Here is a 17732-nt window from a genome sequence, read left to right on the forward strand (position 1 = left end):
CTCAGCCCTGGGGGCAGGTAGCCTGAGGCCAACCGACACGCGCTGCACGCAGGAGGCTGGCTTTAACGACCATGCGGTGAAAGGGGGCAATAACGAAGATGTAGGCCCGGCCCAGACGGTTGTGGCACTGGACCACGGTTGAAAGAACCAGTTGGCGACGGCCTTCTGGCTCTGCCTCACCGGAACACAGGATCGATATCCGGAAGTCGAGGTGCTTGTCGTCCTCGCCCAATACGATTTCAGTCTGGTTCGTGCTGTAGACCTTGAAGATACCAACCCGATTGGCAAGGGTTGCCAAGTGTCTGGCTGTCTTGAGACCAAAACCGGCAACGACAGTGTCTCGGACTTTCAGGAGCCATCCGATCCAGGATGGCTGGTGGGAAAAGATGAATCGAGCCAGCAGATCTGGATTGCTGGATGTGCCCGCAGGGAGCCGAATCGCAAAAGCGTCCGCCAGGTTCATCGACTTGTAAAGGTGGGTGATGCCGGACCTCGAGGGGACTGGCACGGCCGTGATGAGCTCAAATTCTCGGGGCATCGGGGATCTCTCCTGAGTTCTAACTACCAATTCGGCGACAGGCCATGTCGCGGTTCTTGTTGGGCGGCGCCCACTTCTCCTTGTCGGATACTGAGCCCGATCAAGGCATCATAGAGCGCTTGCTGCCCAGCGGGCAGAACAGGAAGCAACGTCGCACGGCGTTTGTCGGCATCGAACCAGGATTCAACCAACCATCCCACCAGATAGAGCGCCGAAAGGCATCCGCCAGCGGTTGCAACGTTTCCCTGGCATACAAGCGGTTGGTCCATGGATTCAAGTCCCAGCGCTTGCAGGCTCGCTCGTGCATCCGGGTGTGTAGTGGCTGGGCCGCTGAGTAGCCCAAGCCGTTCAAGAATGAAGGCTCCGGCGCATATGGAGCCAATTCGCTGGCGTCTGGCGTCAAGTTCAAACGACGGCAGGAAATCCGGGGCGGCAAGTGCAGCGGGTATCCCTTCCTTGCCGCTGACGAACAATACCGCGTCAGCACTGTTGGCCTCGGAAAGCGGACCGTGCACCGAAACAGGCAGGCCGTGGGCCGATCGCACGATAGCGCTGGAACCCAATATTCGGACGTGCCAATCCTCAGTGTTGCGGCCTAAGATGTCCCACATCAGGAATAGGTCGATATCAGTGAATTGGTCGAAAGCAACCAGAACGATTTTCTTCAAGGCGAGCTCCATGAAAAGTGCTGGCGTGCAAAACGCAACGGCCATCTTTGCTGGTGTTCGCAGCGTACTGATCGGTTACGCACCCTACACAGTCTGTATGGTGCTAAATAGGGAGCGAAATGATCGGTGGGAAAGCTAACGCGTCACCATTGGATCGCGGCTGGTTTTGAGGCCCTCGACCAAATAGGGCATACCGGCGTTTCGGCCGAGAGTCTATCGCGCCGATTGAATGTGACCCGCGGATCGTTCTATCACCATTTCCGCAATCGCGAAGATTTTGTCCGCACCTTGCTGGCCGCTTGGGAAGAAGACTACACAGAGCGCATGCTCGCTTATGCGGGGCAGGGCAGTAGCGCGGGTGAAATCCTGAAACGCTATTTGAGTATTGCCGCTGAGAAACAGCCGGGGCGGGAAGTTTCCATCCGCGCCTGGTCGCTGCACGATCCGTTGGTAGGCGAGTTTCAGCAGCGTGTTGACACAAGAAGACTGGACTTCGCGATACGGACGTGCCGCCGCTTGGTCCATATGCCAGGCGAAGCAGAAGTGATAGGTCAGATGGCCCATCTGTGCCTGATTGGTGGTCAACAGGCAGGACTGCGGCGTGATGCCGCTCGCTTCAACCGTTTCCTGCATGGCGCCTTTTCACTTTTCGAAAGGGCGCTTCCACCGTGGCGGGCTGGGTCATGAGCTAAATCGGGCAACTGAATAAATAGCATTCCAGTGCTAGCGCCCATGCCACTGGCCTGCGGCACTAAAGGGTGTTTCCCTTGCGCAAAAAAAAACGGCACCCCAAAGGTGCCGTTTCTGTTTTCTACGAGCTACCGCTACGCGATCAGCCGGTCAAGCCAGCCTGCTGAACCAGGGTCAGCAACGGCTGCGGGTACACGCCGAGGAAGAACGCCAGTACGGCGATGGCCAGCAGCATCACGCCGCCTGCCTTCTGTTCCCAGTGCAGCTCGGCGTCGTGGCGACGCAGGTTCGGTTCCATCAGGTACAGGGTGACCATGACGCGCAGGTAGTAGAACACGCCGATGGCACTGCCCAGCACCAGGGAGCCGACCAGCCACCATTGGTGAGCCTCGACGCCAGTGGCGATGATGTAGAACTTGCCGATGAAGCCGGCGGTCAGCGGGATGCCGGCCAGGGACAGCATCATCACCGTCAGCACGGCGGTCAGGTACGGACGGCGCCAGAACAGGCCACGGTATTCGTACAGGGCGTCGGCGTCGCGGCCGTTGTACGGAGAGGACATCAGGGTGATCACGCCGAAGGCGCCGAGGCTGGTGATCACGTAGGTGACCAGGTACACGCCGATGGCTTCCACGGCCAGGCCTTTGCTGGCGATCAGGGCGATCAGCAGGTAGCCGAAGTGGGCAATGGACGAGTAACCCAGCAGACGCTTGAGGTTGCTCTGGGTCAGTGCCAGCAGGTTACCGAACAGGATCGACGCGATGGCGATGATGGTCAGCACGTTGCTCAGTACACCGCTGCTGGCCACGGGCGAGATCTGGAACAGCCGCACCATCACCGCGAACACCGCGACTTTCGACGCGGTGGCCAGGAACGCCGCCACTGGCGCCGGGGCGCCTTCGTAGACGTCCGGGGTCCAGAGATGGAACGGTACCAGCGACAGCTTGAACGCCAGGCCGATCAGCATCATGCCCAGGCCCAGTTGCGCGATCGGGCTAGGCAGGCCGGTGGCCGCCAGGGCCTGGCCGATGCCGACGAAGCTCAGGGTGCCGGCTTCGGCATAGAGCAGGGCCATGCCGAACAACAGGAACGCGGAACCGGCCGCCGACAGCACCATGTACTTGATGCCGGCTTCCAGGGAGCGCTTGTTGAAGAAGGCGTAGGCCACCAGGCCGTAGACCGGTACCGACAGCAGTTCCAGGCCGATGAACAGGCTGGCCAGGTGCTGCGCGCTGACCAGGACCAGGCCACCGGCGGCGGCCATCAGGATCAGCAGGTACAGTTCTTCGCGGTTGCCCGGGTAACCCGAACCGCCATCGCCGAGGTAGGCGTGGGCGAGGGTAACGCAGGCCAGGGTGGCGACCAGGATCAGCGCCATGTACAGGCAGGCGAAGCTGTCGATCTGCATCAGCGGGGTGACCGCCAGGGGCGCGACTTTCAGGGCCGGCAAGATCGACAGCAAGGCCAGGTTCAGCCCCGCCACCGACAGCAGGAAGGTCTGTGAGTGATTGCGCCGCCAGGCGATCGCCAGCATCACCACGATGATCGTGGCGCTGGTGATCAACAGCGGCGCAAGCGCGATAAAGTGTTGAATCGTGAATTCCATAGCGCTCTTACCGGGCCGAAGCGAGTTGAGAGAAGGCGGTGCCGAGCCACTGCTGCACGCCATGCATCGTGGCGGCAGAGGTGTCGAGGAACGGTTGCGGGGAAACGCCGAGGTAAACCAGCAGCACCGCAAGGCCGAGCACCATGATCAGTTCGCGACCGTCCATGCCGCGCAGCACTTCGTCCGACTTGGACGGGCCGAAGTAGGCGCGGTGGATCATGATCAGCGAGTAGACCGAACCGAACACCAGGCCGGAAGTCGCAATGGCGGTGATCCATGGCGAACTGACGAACGAGCCGATCAGGATCAGGAACTCGCCAACGAAGTTACCGGTGCCCGGCAAACCCAGGGACGCGGCCGCGAAGAACAGGCTGATGGCCGGCAGGTAGGCGATGCGCGACCAGATGCCGCCCATCTCACGCATGTCCCGGGTGTGCAGGCGTTCGTACAGCTGGCCGCTGAGGATAAACAGCGCCGCCGCCGACAGGCCGTGAGCCAGCATCTGGATCACCGCGCCTTGCAGGGCGAGCTGGCTGCCGGAGTAGATCCCGATCAGCACGAAGCCCATGTGCGAAACGCTGGAGAACGCGATCAGGCGCTTGATGTCGGTCTGGGCGAACGCCAGGAACGCACCGTAGAAAATCCCGATCAGGCCCAGGGTCATGGCGATCGGCGCGAACTCCGCCGAGGCATTGGGGAACAGCGGCAGGGCAAAGCGCAGCAGGCCGTAGGCCGCGGTCTTGAGCAAGATACCGGCCAGGTCCACGGAACCGGCGGTCGGCGCCTGGGCGTGGGCGTCCGGTAGCCAGGAGTGGAACGGCACCACCGGCAGCTTCACCGCGAAGGCGATGAAGAAGCCGAGCATCAGCACGTACTCGGTGGTCTTGGACATCTGCACTTTCAACAGGTCGGCGTAATTGAAGGTAATCACGCCGGTGTTGTTGAAGTTGACCAGTACCAGGCCAAGGATCGCCACCAACATGATCAGGCCGGAAGCCTGGGTGAAGATGAAGAACTTGGTCGCCGCGTAGATCCGGGTTTTCTTGCCGTCCGAAGAACTGTGACCCCAGAGCGCGATGAGGAAGTACATCGGCACCAGCATCATTTCCCAGAAGAAGAAGAACATGAACAGGTCCAGCGCCAGGAACACGCCGATGACGCCGCCCAGGATCCACATCAGGTTCAGGTGGAAGAAACCCACGTGACGCTGGATCTCTTTCCAGGAGCAGAGTACCGAGAGGATACCCAGCAGGCCGGTCAGCAGGATCATCAGCAGCGACAGGCCGTCGAGGGCCAGGTGCACGCTGATGCCGAAGCGTTCGATCCAGATGTGCTTGAATTCAAGCGCCCAGGTCGGATCGGCGCCAGGGGCCGGAGCAAATGAATAGTCGCCGGTCGCCCACAGCCAGAGGCCGAGCGCGAGTTCCAGGGACATGGTCAGCAGCGCAATCCAGCGCGGGAGCGTGGAGCTGGAGCGCTCCGCGATCCAGCACAGCAGGCCGCCGATGAAGGGGATCAGGATTAGCCAGGGCAGAATCATGACGGGCTCGTTTCCTTTCGCAAGTTCGCAAGGTTCATATCAGACCGCTACCAGCACGATGGCGCCGATAACCAGCACGGCGCCAGCCGCCATGGAAGCCGCATACCAACGCAGTTGACCGGTCTCGGTACGGCTCAGGGCGGTGTGGCCGCCCTTGGCCATGCGCGGGATCAGGCCAATGGTCTGGTCGAGCGGGTCCTTGCGCAGAATGTGGCTGATCGCAAGGTATGGCTTGACGAACAGTTTGTCGTAGATCCAGTCGAAGCCCCAGGCGGCGAACCACCAGGCCGAAAGGAATCGCCCGATGCCGCTGTTGGCGATCGCCGTGACGAAACGACGCTTGCCCAGGAACAGCAGGGCGGCCAGCAGGATACCCGCCAGGGCAATGGCGCCCGAGGCGATTTCCAGGCTGTGCTTGGCTTCGCCGCCGGCATGGCCGACGCTTTGCGGCAGCACATCGGCCAGCGGTGGGGTGATCATGGCGCCGACGAAGGTCGACAGCACGATCAGCACCGACAGTGGCAGCCAGTGAGCAATGCCATGGCCGGCATGGGCTTCGGTCTTGGCTTCACCATGGAACGCGATGAAGATCAGGCGGAAGGTGTACAGCGAGGTCATGAACGCACCCACCAGGCCGGCATAGAGCAGCGCCTGGTTACCGCTGGCGAAGGCTTCCCAGAGGATCTCGTCCTTGGAGTAGAAACCGGCGGTGACCAGTGGCAGGGCCGCCAGGGCCGCGCCGCCGACGATGAAGCTGGTATAGGCCAGTGGCAGTTTTTTCCACAGGCCGCCCATCTTGAAGATGTTCTGCTCGTGGTGGCAGGCAACGATCACCGCACCGGAGGCCAGGAACAGCAGGGCCTTGAAGAACGCGTGGGTCATCAGGTGGAAAATCGCGCCTTCCCAGGCACCCACGCCCAGGGCCAGGAACATGTAGCCGATCTGGCTCATGGTCGAGTAGGCGAGGATGCGCTTGATGTCGGTCTGTACCAGGGCGGCAAAACCGGCCAGTACCAGGGTCACGCCACCGACGATGCCCACCAGGTGCAGGATGTCCGGCGCCAGGGCGAACAGGCCGTGGGTACGGGCGATCAGGTAGACGCCAGCGGTCACCATGGTCGCGGCGTGGATCAGTGCCGAGACCGGGGTAGGGCCGGCCATCGCGTCCGCCAACCAGGTTTGCAGCGGCAGTTGCGCGGATTTACCGACGGCGCCACCGAGCAGCATCAGGGTCGCCAGGACGATCCAGAAGTCGCCGACCTTGAAGTGCTCCGGCGCCTTGACCAGCAGTTCCTGGATGTTCAGCGTGCCCAGTTGCTGGAACAGGATGAACAGGCCGATGGCCATGAACACGTCGCCGATCCGGGTCACGATGAACGCCTTGAGCGCTGCGTTACCGTTGTTGCGGTTGCTGTAGTAGAAACCAATCAACAGGTACGAGCACAGGCCCACGCCTTCCCAGCCGAAGTACAGGAACAACAGGTTATCGCCGAGCACCAGGAACAGCATGCTGGCGATGAACAGGTTGGTGTAGGCGAAGAAGCGCGAGTAACCGGCTTCACCGCGCATGTACCAGGAGGCGAACAGGTGGATCAGGAAGCCCACGCCGACCACCACGCCCAGCATGGTGATGGACAGGCCGTCCAGGTAGAGGGCGAAGTTCGGCGTGAAGCCTTCCACCGCCATCCAGCGCCACAGCACCTGCACATACACACCGCCTTCGGGCGGGGCGACGTTGAACTGCCAGATCACGTAGGCCGTGACGATGGCAGACAGGCCGATGGAACCCACGCCAACCAGCGCCGAAAGGTTTTCCGACCAGCGTCCACGAGAGAACGACAGCAGCAGGAAACCAATGAGGGGGAATACGAAAGTCAGAAAGATTAGGTTCATCCGCGCATCTCGCTGGCAGCGTCGATATCGAGAGTGTGGAAGCGGCGGTACAGCTGCAACAGGATCGCCAGGCCGATACTGGCCTCGGCGGCTGCCAGGCTGATCACCAGGATGAACATGATCTGTCCATCCGGCTGCGCCCAGCGAGCGCCCGCGACGATGAAGGCCAGGGCGGAGGCATTCATCATGACCTCCAGGCTCATCAGCACGAACAGAATGTTGCGGCGGACCATCAGGCCAACCAGACCGAGGCAGAACAGGATGCCGGCAACCGCCAGACCATGCTCGAGAGGGATAGCAGGCATGTGATTACTCCTTCGCCTCGTTACGGCCCAAATGGAACGCTGTGACGGCTGCGGCAAGCAGCAGCATCGAGGCGAGTTCGACCACCAGCAGGTACGGACCGAACAGGCTGATGCCCACGGCCTTGGCACCTACGGTGGTGTGGCCGATGGCCTGGCCGCTCTGGTGAGCGAACAGCACATACAGCAGTTCACCCAGCAGCAGGGCGGACAGGATCACCGGCCCCGCCCAGATACCGGGCTTGAGCCAGGAGCGTTCCTGCTGGACCGCGGCCGGGCCAAGGTTGAGCATCATCACCACGAACACGAACAGCACCATGATGGCGCCGGCGTAGGCGATCACTTCCAGCGCACCGGCGAACGGTGCACCGAGGGCGAAGAAGGTCATGGCCACGGCGATCAGCGAAATGATCAGGTAGAGCAGGGCATGGATGGGATTGGTGTTGGTGACCACACGAAGCGTGGACACCACCGCGATACCCGATGCGAAATAGAAAGCGAATTCCATCTTTCTTCCTTAAGGCAGCAAGCTCTTCACGTTGATCGGTTCGGCTTCGTTCTGCGCGGCGCCTTTTGGCTTACCGGCAATGGCCATACCTGCAACACGATAGAAGTTGTAATCAGGGTTTTTACCGGGACCGGAAATCAGCAGATCTTCTTTCTCGTACACCAGGTCCTGACGTTTGAACTCGGCCATTTCGAAATCCGGTGTGAGCTGGATCGCGGTGGTCGGGCACGCTTCCTCGCAGAGGCCGCAGAAAATGCAGCGCGAGAAGTTGATGCGGAAGAAGTCCGGGTACCAGCGACCGTCTTCGGTTTCAGCTTTCTGCAGCGAGATGCAACCTACCGGGCACGCCACGGCGCACAGGTTGCAGGCCACGCAGCGTTCCTCGCCGTCGGGGTCGCGGGTCAGGACGATGCGGCCGCGATAGCGCGGCGCCAGGTAGACCGGCTCTTCCGGGTATTGCAGGGTGTCACGCTTGCGGAAGCCATGGCCGAAGATCATGACCAGGCTTCGCAGTTGGGTACCAGTACCCTTAACGATGTCGCCAATATATTTGAACATGGGTCAAATCCTCACTGAACCGCGGCCGCAGGCGCGTTCATCAAAACGATCGCAGCGGTCACCAGCATGTTGATCAGGGTCAGCGGCAGGCAGAATTTCCAGCTGAAGTCCATCACCTGGTCGTAGCGTGGGCGCGGGATCGAGGCGCGCAGCAGGACGAACAGCATGATGAAGAACGCGGTCTTCAGCGCAAACCAGACGAAGGACAGTTGCGGCAGGATGCCGAACGGGCCGTGCCAGCCACCGAAGAACAGCGTCACCAGCAGCGCCGAGATCAGGATGATGCCGATGTATTCACCAACGAAGAACATGCCCCATTTCATGCCGGCATATTCAATGTGGTAACCGTCGGCGAGTTCCTGCTCCGCTTCCGGCTGGTCGAAGGGGTGACGGTGAGTCACGGCCACGCCAGCGATGAAGAAAGTACAGAAACCGAAGAACTGCGGAATGATGAACCACAGGTTCTGGGCCTGGTACTCGACGATGTCGCGCATGTTGAACGAGCCGGCCTGGATCACGATGCCCATGAGCGACAGGCCCATGAACACTTCGTAGGACACGGTCTGGGCCGAGGCCCGCAGGCTGCCCAGCAGGGCGAACTTGTTGTTGCTCGACCAACCGGCGAACAGCACCGCATACACCGACAGGCCAGCCATGGCGAAGAAGAACAGCAGGCCGATGTTCAGGTCCGCCACGCCCCAGGTCGGGGTGATCGGGATGATCGCGAAGGCGATCAGCAAGGCGCTCATGGCCACGACCGGTGCCAGGGTGAAGATCACCTTGTCGGCGAACGGCGGCGTCCAGTCTTCCTTGAAGAACATCTTGATCATGTCGGCGGCGATCTGGAACATGCCGAACGGGCCGACACGGTTCGGACCGTAGCGGTCCTGCCACCAGCCCAGCAGGCGACGCTCGACGAAGCTCAGCAGGGCGCCGCAGACCACCACGGCCAGCAGGATCACGATGGCCTTGAGAACCGTCAGGATCACGGCGATCACTTCGGGGGTGAACCAGCTCATTGCGCTGCCTCCTGCAGACCGTCGACGGTTTTGCCGAATACGGCTGGCGGAATGCCCGCCAGGCCGGCCGGCAGGGCCACCAGGCCGGCGCCCAGTTCTTCATTGATGCGCAGCGGCAGACGCAGGGTCTGGCCGGCCACGTTCAGGCTCAACAGGGCCCCGTCGTTGACGCCCAGGCGATCGGCTTCGGACTTGGCCAGCGCCACGTAGGCGGCTGGGATGCGTTCCTGCACCGGAGCGGCCTTGGAAGAGTTCTCTTCGCTGCCGAACAGGTGATGGAACGGCACGACCTGCCAGGTGCCCGGCGCCGGGTTGAAGGCGCGCGGCACGCTGGCGAACCAGCTGAGGCCATCGCCCTGGCTTTCGATCAGGCGGGTGCCCGGGTCGCCGGCACGCAGGTGACCGCCGACTTCGTCCTGGAACTTGTTCCACGCTTGCGGCGAGTTCCAGCCCGGCGACCAGGCGAACGGCACCTGGGAACGCGGTTCGGTCGAGCCCGAGTAGCCTTCCATGGAGAACGAGAACGCAGTGTCGTTGTCCTGGGAAGTGCGCGGTTCGTGAACGCTGATGTCGGCGCGCATGGCGGTGCGACCGGAGTAGCGCAGCGGTTCGCGCGCCAGCTTCAGGCCTTTGATGCGGAACGAGGCGGACGGTGCGGCGTCGACAATGGCGGCCAGTTGCGGGCTGCTCGAAGCGACGGCGGCGGTGACGTGGTCCAGTTGCGTCCAGTCGATCGGCTGGTCCAGCAGGGTGGCGCGCAGGGCATGCAGCCAGCGCCAGCCTTCGTGTACGAGGATGCTGGCGTCCAGGTATTGCGGGTCGAAAACCTGGAAGAAGCGCTGGGCGCGACCTTCCTGGCTGACCAGTGTACCGTCGCCTTCGGCGAAGCTCGCCGCCGGCAGCACCAGGTTGGCGCGGTCGATGGTGGCGGTTTTCTGATGGTCGGCGACGATCAGCACTTTCGCGGCGTTCAGGGCGGCGTCTACGCGGGCCTTGTCGGTGCGGGTGTAGAGGTCGTTTTCCAGCACTACGATGGCGTCGGCGCTGCCGTCGATCACCGCTTGCAGGGCGGCGTCCACCGATTCGCCACCGAGCATGGCCAGGCCGAGGCTGTTGGCCTCCGGCACGATCAGGCTGATGGAACCGTTCTTCTCGCGCAGCTTCAGGGCCTTGGCGATGTTGGCGGCGGCTTCGATCAGCGCCTTGGAGCCCAACGAGGTGCCGGCGATGATCAGTGGGCGCTTGGCGGCCAGCAGGGCGTCGGCGATGCGCTGGGCCAGGGCGGCCGCTTCGCTGTCCAGGCCTTCGACGGCCGGGGCGCTGGCGTCCAGGGCGTGGGCCACGGCAAAGCCGATACGGGCCAGGTCGTCAGGGGCGGCGTGGACGCATTCTTCGGCGACGTCGTCGAGCTTGGTTTCAGCGAGGCTGGCGATGAACAGCGGGTTCAGCGCGTGCTGGCCGATGTTCTTCACGGCGGCGTCGAGCCATGGCTGGACGCGCATGGCGTCGGCCATGTCTTCGGCCTTGCCCTTGACCGACTGGCGCAGGGCCAGGGCCATGCGGGCGGCGGTCTGGGTCAGGTCTTCGCCAAGCACGAACACCGCGTCGTGGTCTTCGATGTCACGCATCGTCGGCACGGGCAGCGGGCTGTCCTTGAGCACTTGCAGCACCAGGCGGATGCGTTCCAGCTCACCGGCTTCGATGCCGCTGTAGAAGTGCTCGGCACCGACCAGTTCACGCAGGGCGTAGTTGCTTTCCAGGCTGGCCCGTGGCGAACCGATGCCGACGATGTTGCGACCGCGCAGCAGCTCGGCGGCCTTGTCCAGCGCTTCGTCCAGGCTCAGCTTGGCACCGCCCGCCAGCTGCGGTTGGCGTGGGCGATCCTTGCGGTTGACGTAGCCATAGCCGAAACGGCCACGGTCACACAGGAAGTACTGGTTAACCGAACCGTTGAAGCGGTTTTCGATGCGCCGCAGTTCACCGTAGCGCTCGCCCGGAGAGATGTTGCAACCGCTGGAGCAGCCATGGCAGATGCTCGGCGAGAACTGCATGTCCCACTTGCGGTTGTAACGCTCGGAGTGGGTCTTGTCGGTGAACACACCGGTCGGGCAGACCTCGGTGAGGTTGCCGGAGAACTCGCTTTCCAGGGTGCCGTCTTCAACGCGACCGAAATACACGTTGTCGTGGGCGCCGAATACGCCCAGGTCGGTGCCGCCGGCGTAGTCCTTGTAGAAACGCACGCAACGGTAGCAGGCGATGCAGCGGTTCATCTCGTGGGAGATGAACGGACCGAGGTCCTGGTTCTGGTGGGTGCGCTTGGTGAAGCGATAACGGCGCTCGTTGTGGCCGGTCATCACGGTCATGTCTTGCAGATGGCAGTGGCCGCCTTCCTCACAGACCGGGCAGTCGTGAGGGTGGTTGGTCATCAGCCATTCGACGACGCTGGCGCGAAACACTTTCGCTTCTTCGTCGTCGATGGAGATCCAGCTGCCGTCGGTGGCGGGGGTCATGCAGGACATGACGATCCGACCACGCTTGTCGTTCTCGTCGGTGTACTGCTTGACCGCGCACTGGCGACAAGCGCCAACGCTGCCAAGGGCGGGGTGCCAGCAGAAATAAGGAATGTCGAGGCCCAGGGACAGACATGCCTGTAACAGGTTGTCTGCGCCATCGACTTCGAGCTCTTTGCCGTCTACGTGGATAGTGGCCATGGTTCAAAGTTCTTCGTTGGCCCGGTGTCAGCGGGCGTGGCTAATGGAATCTTGTTATTCGCGTGAATCAACACAGCCGTTTACGGCGTCATCACGCGAGAAGGCGAAGGGTACGGACCCTTCGCCTTTTTAAGCGTTTACGCGCCGACTACGATCGGCTTTGCCAGAGGCGGGACGACGGCGCTGGTGGGCGCGATGCCGGCTTCGAACTCTGGACGGAAGTATTTGATCGCGCTGCCCAACGGCTCCACGGCACCCGGTGCGTGAGCACAGAAGGTCTTGCCTGGGCCGAGGAAACCCACCAGACCCAGCAGGGTCTCGATGTCACCGGCCTGGCCTTCGCCGTTTTCAAGGGCCCGCAGCAGCTTGACGCTCCAGGGCAGGCCATCGCGGCAAGGGGTGCAGAAACCGCACGACTCGCGGGAGAAGAACTCTTCCATGTTGCGCAGCAGCGACACCATGTTGACGCTGTTGTCCACCGCCATCGCCAGGCCGGTACCCATGCGGGTGCCGACCTTGGCGATGCCGCCGGCGTACATTTGGGCGTCCAGGTGTTCGGGCAACAGGAACCCGGTACCGGCGCCGCCAGGCTGCCAGCACTTGAGCGTGTAGCCGTCGCGCATGCCGCCGGCGTAGTCTTCGAACAGTTCGCGGCCGGTGACGCCGAACGGCAGTTCCCACAGGCCAGGGTTCTTGACCTTGCCGGAGAAGCCCATGAGCTTGGTGCCCATGTCTTCGCTGCCGTCACGGGCCAGGGATTTGTACCAGTCCACGCCGTCGGCGATGATCGCCGGCACGTTGCACAGGGTCTCGACGTTGTTCACGCAGGTCGGCTTGCCCCACACGCCCACGGCGGCAGGGAAGGGCGGCTTGGAACGTGGGTTGGCGCGACGGCCTTCCAGGGAGTTGATCAGTGCGGTTTCTTCACCGCAGATATAGCGCCCGGCACCGGTGTGGACGAACAGCTCGAAATCGAAGCCGCTGCCCAGGATGTTCTTGCCCAGCAGGCCTGCGGCCTTGGCTTCTTCCACTGCACGGTTCAGGTGCTTGGCGGCGGTGGTGTATTCGCCACGCAGGAAGATATAGCCACGGTAGGTTTTCAGCGCGCGGGCGCTGATCAGCATGCCTTCGATCAGCAGATGGGGCAGTTGCTCCATCAGCATGCGGTCTTTCCAGGTGTTGGGCTCCATTTCATCCGCGTTGCACAGCAGGTAGCGGATGTTGATGGATTCGTCCTTGGGCATCAGGCCCCACTTCACGCCGGTGGGGAAGCCCGCACCGCCACGGCCCTTGAGGCCGGAATCCTTCACGGTCTGGACGATGTCGTCGCCGGCCATGTCGGCGAACGCCTTGCGCGCGGCAGCGTAGCCGTTCTTGGCCTGGTATTCGTCCAGCCATACCGCTTCGCCGTCGTCACGCAGACGCCAGGTCAGGGGATGGGTTTCGGCCGAACGCTGGATGCGGTTGGCGGGCCCGAAGGAAGTCAGGGTCATACGTAGCCCTCCAGCAGGTTGGCGACACCATCTGGCTTGACGTCACCGAAGGTGTCGTCATCGATCATCAGCGCCGGGGCCTTGTCGCAGTTACCCAGGCAGCACACTGGCAGCAGGGTGAAGCGACCGTCGGCGGTGGTCTGGCCGAGGCCAATGCCCAGCTTGCTCTGGATCTCGCTGACCACCGATTCGTGGCCGCCGATGTAGCAGACCATGCTGTCGCAGACGCGAATGATGTGACGACCAACTGGCTGGCGGAAAATCTGGCTGTAGAAGGTGGCGACGCCTTCGACGTCGCTGGCCGGGATACCGAGGATCTCGCCGATGGCGTAGAGCGCGCCATCGGGCACCCAGCCACGTTCCTTCTGGACAATCTTCAGGGCTTCGATCGACGCCGCGCGCGGGTCTTCGTAGTGATGCAGCTCGTGCTCGATGGCCGAGCGCTCGGTTTCGCTCAGGGCGAAACGGTCTGTCTGGATAAGCGTGCTGTTCATGCTTAGCGGTCCACGTCGGCCATAACGAAATCGATACTACCCAGGTACGCGATCAAGTCCGCGACCATGCTGCCTTTGATCACGGAAGGGATCTGCTGCAGGTGCGGGTAGCTTGGGGTGCGAATCCGGGTGCGGTAGCTCATGGTGCCGCCGTCGCTCGTCAGGTAATAACTGTTGATGCCCTTGGTCGCTTCGATCATCTGGAAGGACTCGTTGGCCGGCATGACCGGGCCCCACGAAACCTGCAGGAAGTGCGTGATCAGGGTCTCGATGTGTTGCAGCGTGCGCTCTTTTGGCGGCGGCGTGGTCAGCGGGTGATCCGCCTTGTACGGGCCTTCCGGCATGTTGCGCAGGCATTGGTCGATGATCTTGATGCTCTGGCGCATTTCCTCGACGCGAACCATGCAGCGGTCGTAGGCATCGCCATTGGCCGCCAGCGGTACTTCGAATTCGAAGTTTTCGTAGCCGGAGTAAGGGCGCGCCTTGCGCAGGTCGAAGTCGCAACCGGTGGAACGCAGGCCGGCACCAGTGACACCCCATTCCAGGGCCTCTTTGGTGTTGTAGGCAGCGACCCCGATGGTACGACCCTTGAGGATGCTGTTCTGCAGGGCGGCCTTGGTGTATTCGTCCAGGCGCTTGGGCATCCACTCGACGAAGTCCTTGACCAGCTTTTCCCAGCCGCGTGGCAGGTCGTGGGCCACGCCACCGATGCGGTACCAGGCCGGGTGCAGGCGGAAACCGGTGATGGCTTCGATCACCGTGTAGGCCTTCTGGCGGTCGGTGAAGGTGAAGAACACCGGGGTCATCGCCCCCACGTCCTGGATATAGGTCCCCAGGAACAGCAGGTGGCTGGTGATACGGAAGAACTCGGCCATCATGATGCGGATGACGTCGACCTTCTCCGGTACCTTGATCCCGGCCAGTTTTTCGACCGACAGCACGTACGGCAGGTTGTTCATCACGCCGCCGAGGTAGTCGATGCGGTCGGTGTACGGGATGAAGCTGTGCCAGGACTGGCGCTCGGCCATTTTCTCGGCGCCACGGTGGTGGTAGCCGATGTCAGGGACGCAGTCGACGATCTCTTCGCCGTCCAGCTGCAGGATGATGCGGAACGCACCGTGGGCCGAAGGGTGGTTCGGGCCGAGGTTGAGGAACATGTAGTCCTCGTTGGCGCCCGAACGCTTCATGCCCCAGTCTTCAGGCTTGAAGCGCGCGGCTTCTTCCTCGAGCTGTTGCTTGGCCAGGGACAGGCTGAACGGGTCGAACTCGGTGGCACGGGCCGGGAAGTCCTTGCGCAGCGGGTGACCTTCCCAGGTCGGTGGCATCATGATGCGCGACAGGTGCGGGTGGCCGGGGAAGTCGATCCCGAACATGTCCCACACTTCACGTTCGTACCAGTTGGCGTTCGGCCAGATACCGGTCACGGTCGGCACGCTGAGGTCGCTCTCGGACAAGGCGACCTTGATCATTACGTCACTATTACGCTCGATCGACAGCAAGTGATAGAACACAGTGAAGTCGACGCCGTCGGGCAGCCCTTGACGCTTGGTGCGCAGACGCTCGTCCACGCCGTGCAGGTCATAGAGCATGACGTACGGCTTGGGCAGGTTGCGCAGGAAAGTCAGGACTTCGACGAGTTTGGCGCGGGCAACCCAAAGTACCGGCATGCCGGTGCGGGTCGGCTGGGCGGTGAACGCCTCGGGGCCAAAACGGTTGTTCAGTTCGACGACCACATCCTGGTCGTCTGCCTTGTAAGGCGGGATGTACAGAGCACTGCCTGTAGTCATGGTTATTTATCGCTTTCGGTCAACGTAAAGAATGAAGCCAGGTTCTCGTTTCTTGTAGGGAACAGAGCTGGATCAGACTTCGTCGGGGCTGCGCAAGTTGGTGACTGCGATACGCTGTTCGCGGCGCTGTTCCTTTTGCGATGGCATGTCGGCGCGATAGACGCCTTGATCGCCAACGACCCAGGACAGCGGGCGACGCTCCTGGCCAATCGACTCCTGCAACAGCATTAGGCCTTGCAGGAAAGCTTCAGGGCGAGGCGGGCAGCCGGGCACGTAGACGTCCACGGGCAGGAACTTGTCCACCCCTTGAACGACGGAGTAGATGTCGTACATGCCACCGGAGTTGGCGCACGAACCCATGGAGATAACCCACTTCGGCTCGAGCATTTGCTCGTAGAGACGCTGGATGATCGGCGCCATCTTGATGAAGCAGGTACCGGCGATAACCATGAAATCCGCCTGGCGTGGCGATGCCCGGATCACTTCGGCGCCAAAGCGCGCGATGTCGTGGGGTGCCGTGAAGGCGGTGGTCATTTCCACGTAGCAGCACGAAAGACCGAAGTTGTACGGCCACAGGGAGTTCTTGCGACCCCAGTTGACCGTGCTGTTCAGCACGTCTTCGAGCTTGCCCATGAAGATGTTTTTGTGGACTTGATCTTCTAACGGATCGGCGACGGTTTCCCGTTCGCCAATCGGATACTGCTCGTTAGGAGCATCGGGGTCGATCCTGGTGAGATTGTATTGCATTGCCAAAGCCTCATTGTTTCAGCTTCGCTTGCCGCTTGCGCCGAGCTTCCGGAGCCCAATCAAGCGCCCCCACTCGGTAAAGGTAGACAAGACCTGCCAACAGAATTGCTATGAAAACGAGAGCTTCGACGAATCCGGTCCAGCCGCTTTCGCGGACGGACACAGACCAGGCAAAGAGAAAGAGGGCTTCGATATCGAAGATCACGAAGAGCATCGCGACCAGATAGAATTTGGCTGAGAGCCGCAAGCGGGCGCCACCGGTAGGTAGCATGCCGGACTCGAACGGTTCATTTTTGCTGCGGCCCCAGGCTTTTGACCCGAGCAGGCTCGACACGCCGAGCATGAAGGCGCACAGGCCGACGACACCCAGAAGGAAAATGGCAAAGCCCCAGTTGTGGGCCATGAGTCCTGTCGCTTCGGGCATGCTGGAAATCCTTAACAGAGAGCAAAGGTCTCTGAGCTTGAATAGAAATAACGCAGTGACGATATGTCGCAGCAATCAATCGCGGTGATTTTATGGCTAAACACCGGGCAAGTAAAATTCCTATGGCGAAATTATTTATTGGAATAAGGACATAGCGCACCTCCAGAGCCCTGCGGCCCCGGCCCCGTGGGCGTTGGCCGGCTGTTCAGCAATAATATTTCGTGCGGAATGTAACAATGATAACGACTTCCAAATGATAATTATTATTATCTAGCCAGCCTTTTCTACAGTGCACTTAGTGTCGTGTCCGAGAGGCTGTCTTACATCGTCGCTACTGCAATTGTCAGCGTCGGACGTTTTACTCCTTTTCCGACTGCCCAATACTGCGTTCGATCAATTTTCCTAGCGCTGCGTCGAAGTTTTTGTGAGGGCGGCGTCCGGCGAAGGTTGGGTCTGCATGAGGGACTGCTCCCGTGGAAGCCAAGCTTGCTTGCAATGTCGACAACGCGGTCCCGAGGCAGACAGCCTTATCGTGCATCGCAGCCAAGCCTGGCCTCCACAGTGCAGGCTTGCTCTTACAGCGTAGGTGGCTTCAAGGAAAACGGGTGAAAAAACCTCCGTCATCAGATCGAGGCCGCCCAGCCGAGCCAACCAAGAACCCTACGCCCAGGCATTGGCGCGTTAAGCGAACCCGCTTTGCCTGCAAAAATCGGCATGAGGCCGGCCCTAGAGCCTTGAAGAGTTGATGGCAAAT

The 17732-nt window shown here is 61.6% G+C and carries 16 protein-coding genes; 1 reads left to right on the forward strand and 15 read right to left on the reverse strand.

Going from position 1 to position 17732, the window contains the following annotated elements; genetic code table 11:
• Window position 1: 1 nt before the first annotated feature.
• Together TK06_RS01330 and TK06_RS01335 are read right to left on the reverse strand one after the other, a co-directional pair.
• Window positions 2-538 carry a DUF2867 domain-containing protein gene (locus TK06_RS01330; RefSeq protein WP_063320466.1) on the reverse strand — a complete coding sequence of 179 codons (537 nt, stop codon included), beginning with the start codon at window positions 536-538 and terminating at the stop codon, window positions 2-4.
• A gap of 23 nt (window positions 539-561) precedes the next feature.
• Window positions 562-1251: a DJ-1/PfpI family protein gene (locus TK06_RS01335; RefSeq protein ID WP_409077370.1), complete on the reverse strand. Its 690-nt coding sequence runs from the start codon at window positions 1249-1251 to the stop codon at window positions 562-564.
• Between the two features lie 81 nt (window positions 1252-1332).
• Here TK06_RS01335 and TK06_RS33250 point away from each other — a divergent pair, with 81 nt between their 5' ends.
• Window positions 1333-1893 carry a TetR/AcrR family transcriptional regulator gene (locus tag TK06_RS33250; protein WP_086936544.1) on the forward strand — a complete coding sequence of 187 codons (561 nt, stop codon included), beginning with the start codon at window positions 1333-1335 and terminating at the stop codon, window positions 1891-1893.
• Window positions 1894-2038: 145 nt separating this feature from the next.
• Here TK06_RS33250 and nuoN read toward each other — a convergent pair whose 3' ends face one another.
• From nuoN to TK06_RS01405, 13 genes are all read right to left on the reverse strand, one after another.
• Complete coding sequence (gene nuoN / locus TK06_RS01345) at window positions 2039-3502, reverse strand: NADH-quinone oxidoreductase subunit NuoN (RefSeq protein ID WP_063320468.1); 1464 nt, start codon at window positions 3500-3502, stop codon at window positions 2039-2041.
• A gap of 7 nt (window positions 3503-3509) precedes the next feature.
• Window positions 3510-5042, reverse strand: a complete 1533-nt coding sequence (gene nuoM / locus TK06_RS01350; protein WP_063320469.1) for an NADH-quinone oxidoreductase subunit M — start codon at window positions 5040-5042, stop codon at window positions 3510-3512.
• A 39-nt stretch (window positions 5043-5081) separates the two neighbouring features.
• Window positions 5082-6935, reverse strand: a complete 1854-nt coding sequence (nuoL, locus tag TK06_RS01355; protein ID WP_063320470.1) for an NADH-quinone oxidoreductase subunit L — start codon at window positions 6933-6935, stop codon at window positions 5082-5084.
• Complete coding sequence (nuoK, locus tag TK06_RS01360; RefSeq protein ID WP_003180046.1) at window positions 6932-7240, reverse strand: NADH-quinone oxidoreductase subunit NuoK; 309 nt, start codon at window positions 7238-7240, stop codon at window positions 6932-6934. Before nuoK ends, nuoL begins: the two co-directional genes overlap by 4 nt.
• A gap of 4 nt (window positions 7241-7244) precedes the next feature.
• A complete protein-coding gene (gene nuoJ, locus TK06_RS01365) occupies window positions 7245-7745 on the reverse strand; it encodes an NADH-quinone oxidoreductase subunit J (protein WP_063320471.1) in 501 nt (166 codons plus the stop codon).
• A 9-nt stretch (window positions 7746-7754) separates the two neighbouring features.
• Window positions 7755-8303 (reverse strand): NADH-quinone oxidoreductase subunit NuoI, encoded by a 549-nt coding sequence (gene nuoI / locus TK06_RS01370; RefSeq protein ID WP_003180051.1) that lies wholly within the window; start codon window positions 8301-8303, stop codon window positions 7755-7757.
• An 11-nt stretch (window positions 8304-8314) separates the two neighbouring features.
• On the reverse strand, window positions 8315-9322 hold the full coding sequence (gene nuoH / locus TK06_RS01375; protein WP_030141318.1) for an NADH-quinone oxidoreductase subunit NuoH: 1008 nt from the start codon (window positions 9320-9322) through the stop codon (window positions 8315-8317).
• The gene (nuoG, locus tag TK06_RS01380) at window positions 9319-12033 is read right to left on the reverse strand and encodes an NADH-quinone oxidoreductase subunit NuoG (RefSeq protein ID WP_063320472.1); all 2715 of its coding nucleotides are present in this window, start codon (window positions 12031-12033) and stop codon (window positions 9319-9321) included. Before nuoG ends, nuoH begins: the two co-directional genes overlap by 4 nt.
• A 137-nt stretch (window positions 12034-12170) precedes the next feature.
• Entirely contained in the window at window positions 12171-13526 is a 1356-nt protein-coding gene (gene nuoF / locus TK06_RS01385; protein WP_063320473.1) for an NADH-quinone oxidoreductase subunit NuoF, read from the reverse strand.
• Entirely contained in the window at window positions 13523-14020 is a 498-nt protein-coding gene (gene nuoE / locus TK06_RS01390) for an NADH-quinone oxidoreductase subunit NuoE (protein WP_063320474.1), read from the reverse strand. Before nuoE ends, nuoF begins: the two co-directional genes overlap by 4 nt.
• Window positions 14021-14022: 2 nt before the next feature.
• Window positions 14023-15807: an NADH-quinone oxidoreductase subunit C/D gene (gene nuoC, locus TK06_RS01395; protein ID WP_063320475.1), complete on the reverse strand. Its 1785-nt coding sequence runs from the start codon at window positions 15805-15807 to the stop codon at window positions 14023-14025.
• 72 nt (window positions 15808-15879) lie between these two features.
• Window positions 15880-16554 (reverse strand): NuoB/complex I 20 kDa subunit family protein, encoded by a 675-nt coding sequence (locus tag TK06_RS01400; RefSeq protein ID WP_013693708.1) that lies wholly within the window; start codon window positions 16552-16554, stop codon window positions 15880-15882.
• A gap of 10 nt (window positions 16555-16564) precedes the next feature.
• Window positions 16565-16978 (reverse strand): NADH-quinone oxidoreductase subunit A, encoded by a 414-nt coding sequence (locus TK06_RS01405; protein WP_030141323.1) that lies wholly within the window; start codon window positions 16976-16978, stop codon window positions 16565-16567.
• Window positions 16979-17732: the final 754 nt, after the last annotated feature.

Source organism: Pseudomonas fluorescens, assembly GCF_001623525.1.
Lineage (GTDB): Bacteria > Pseudomonadota > Gammaproteobacteria > Pseudomonadales > Pseudomonadaceae > Aquipseudomonas > Aquipseudomonas fluorescens_Q.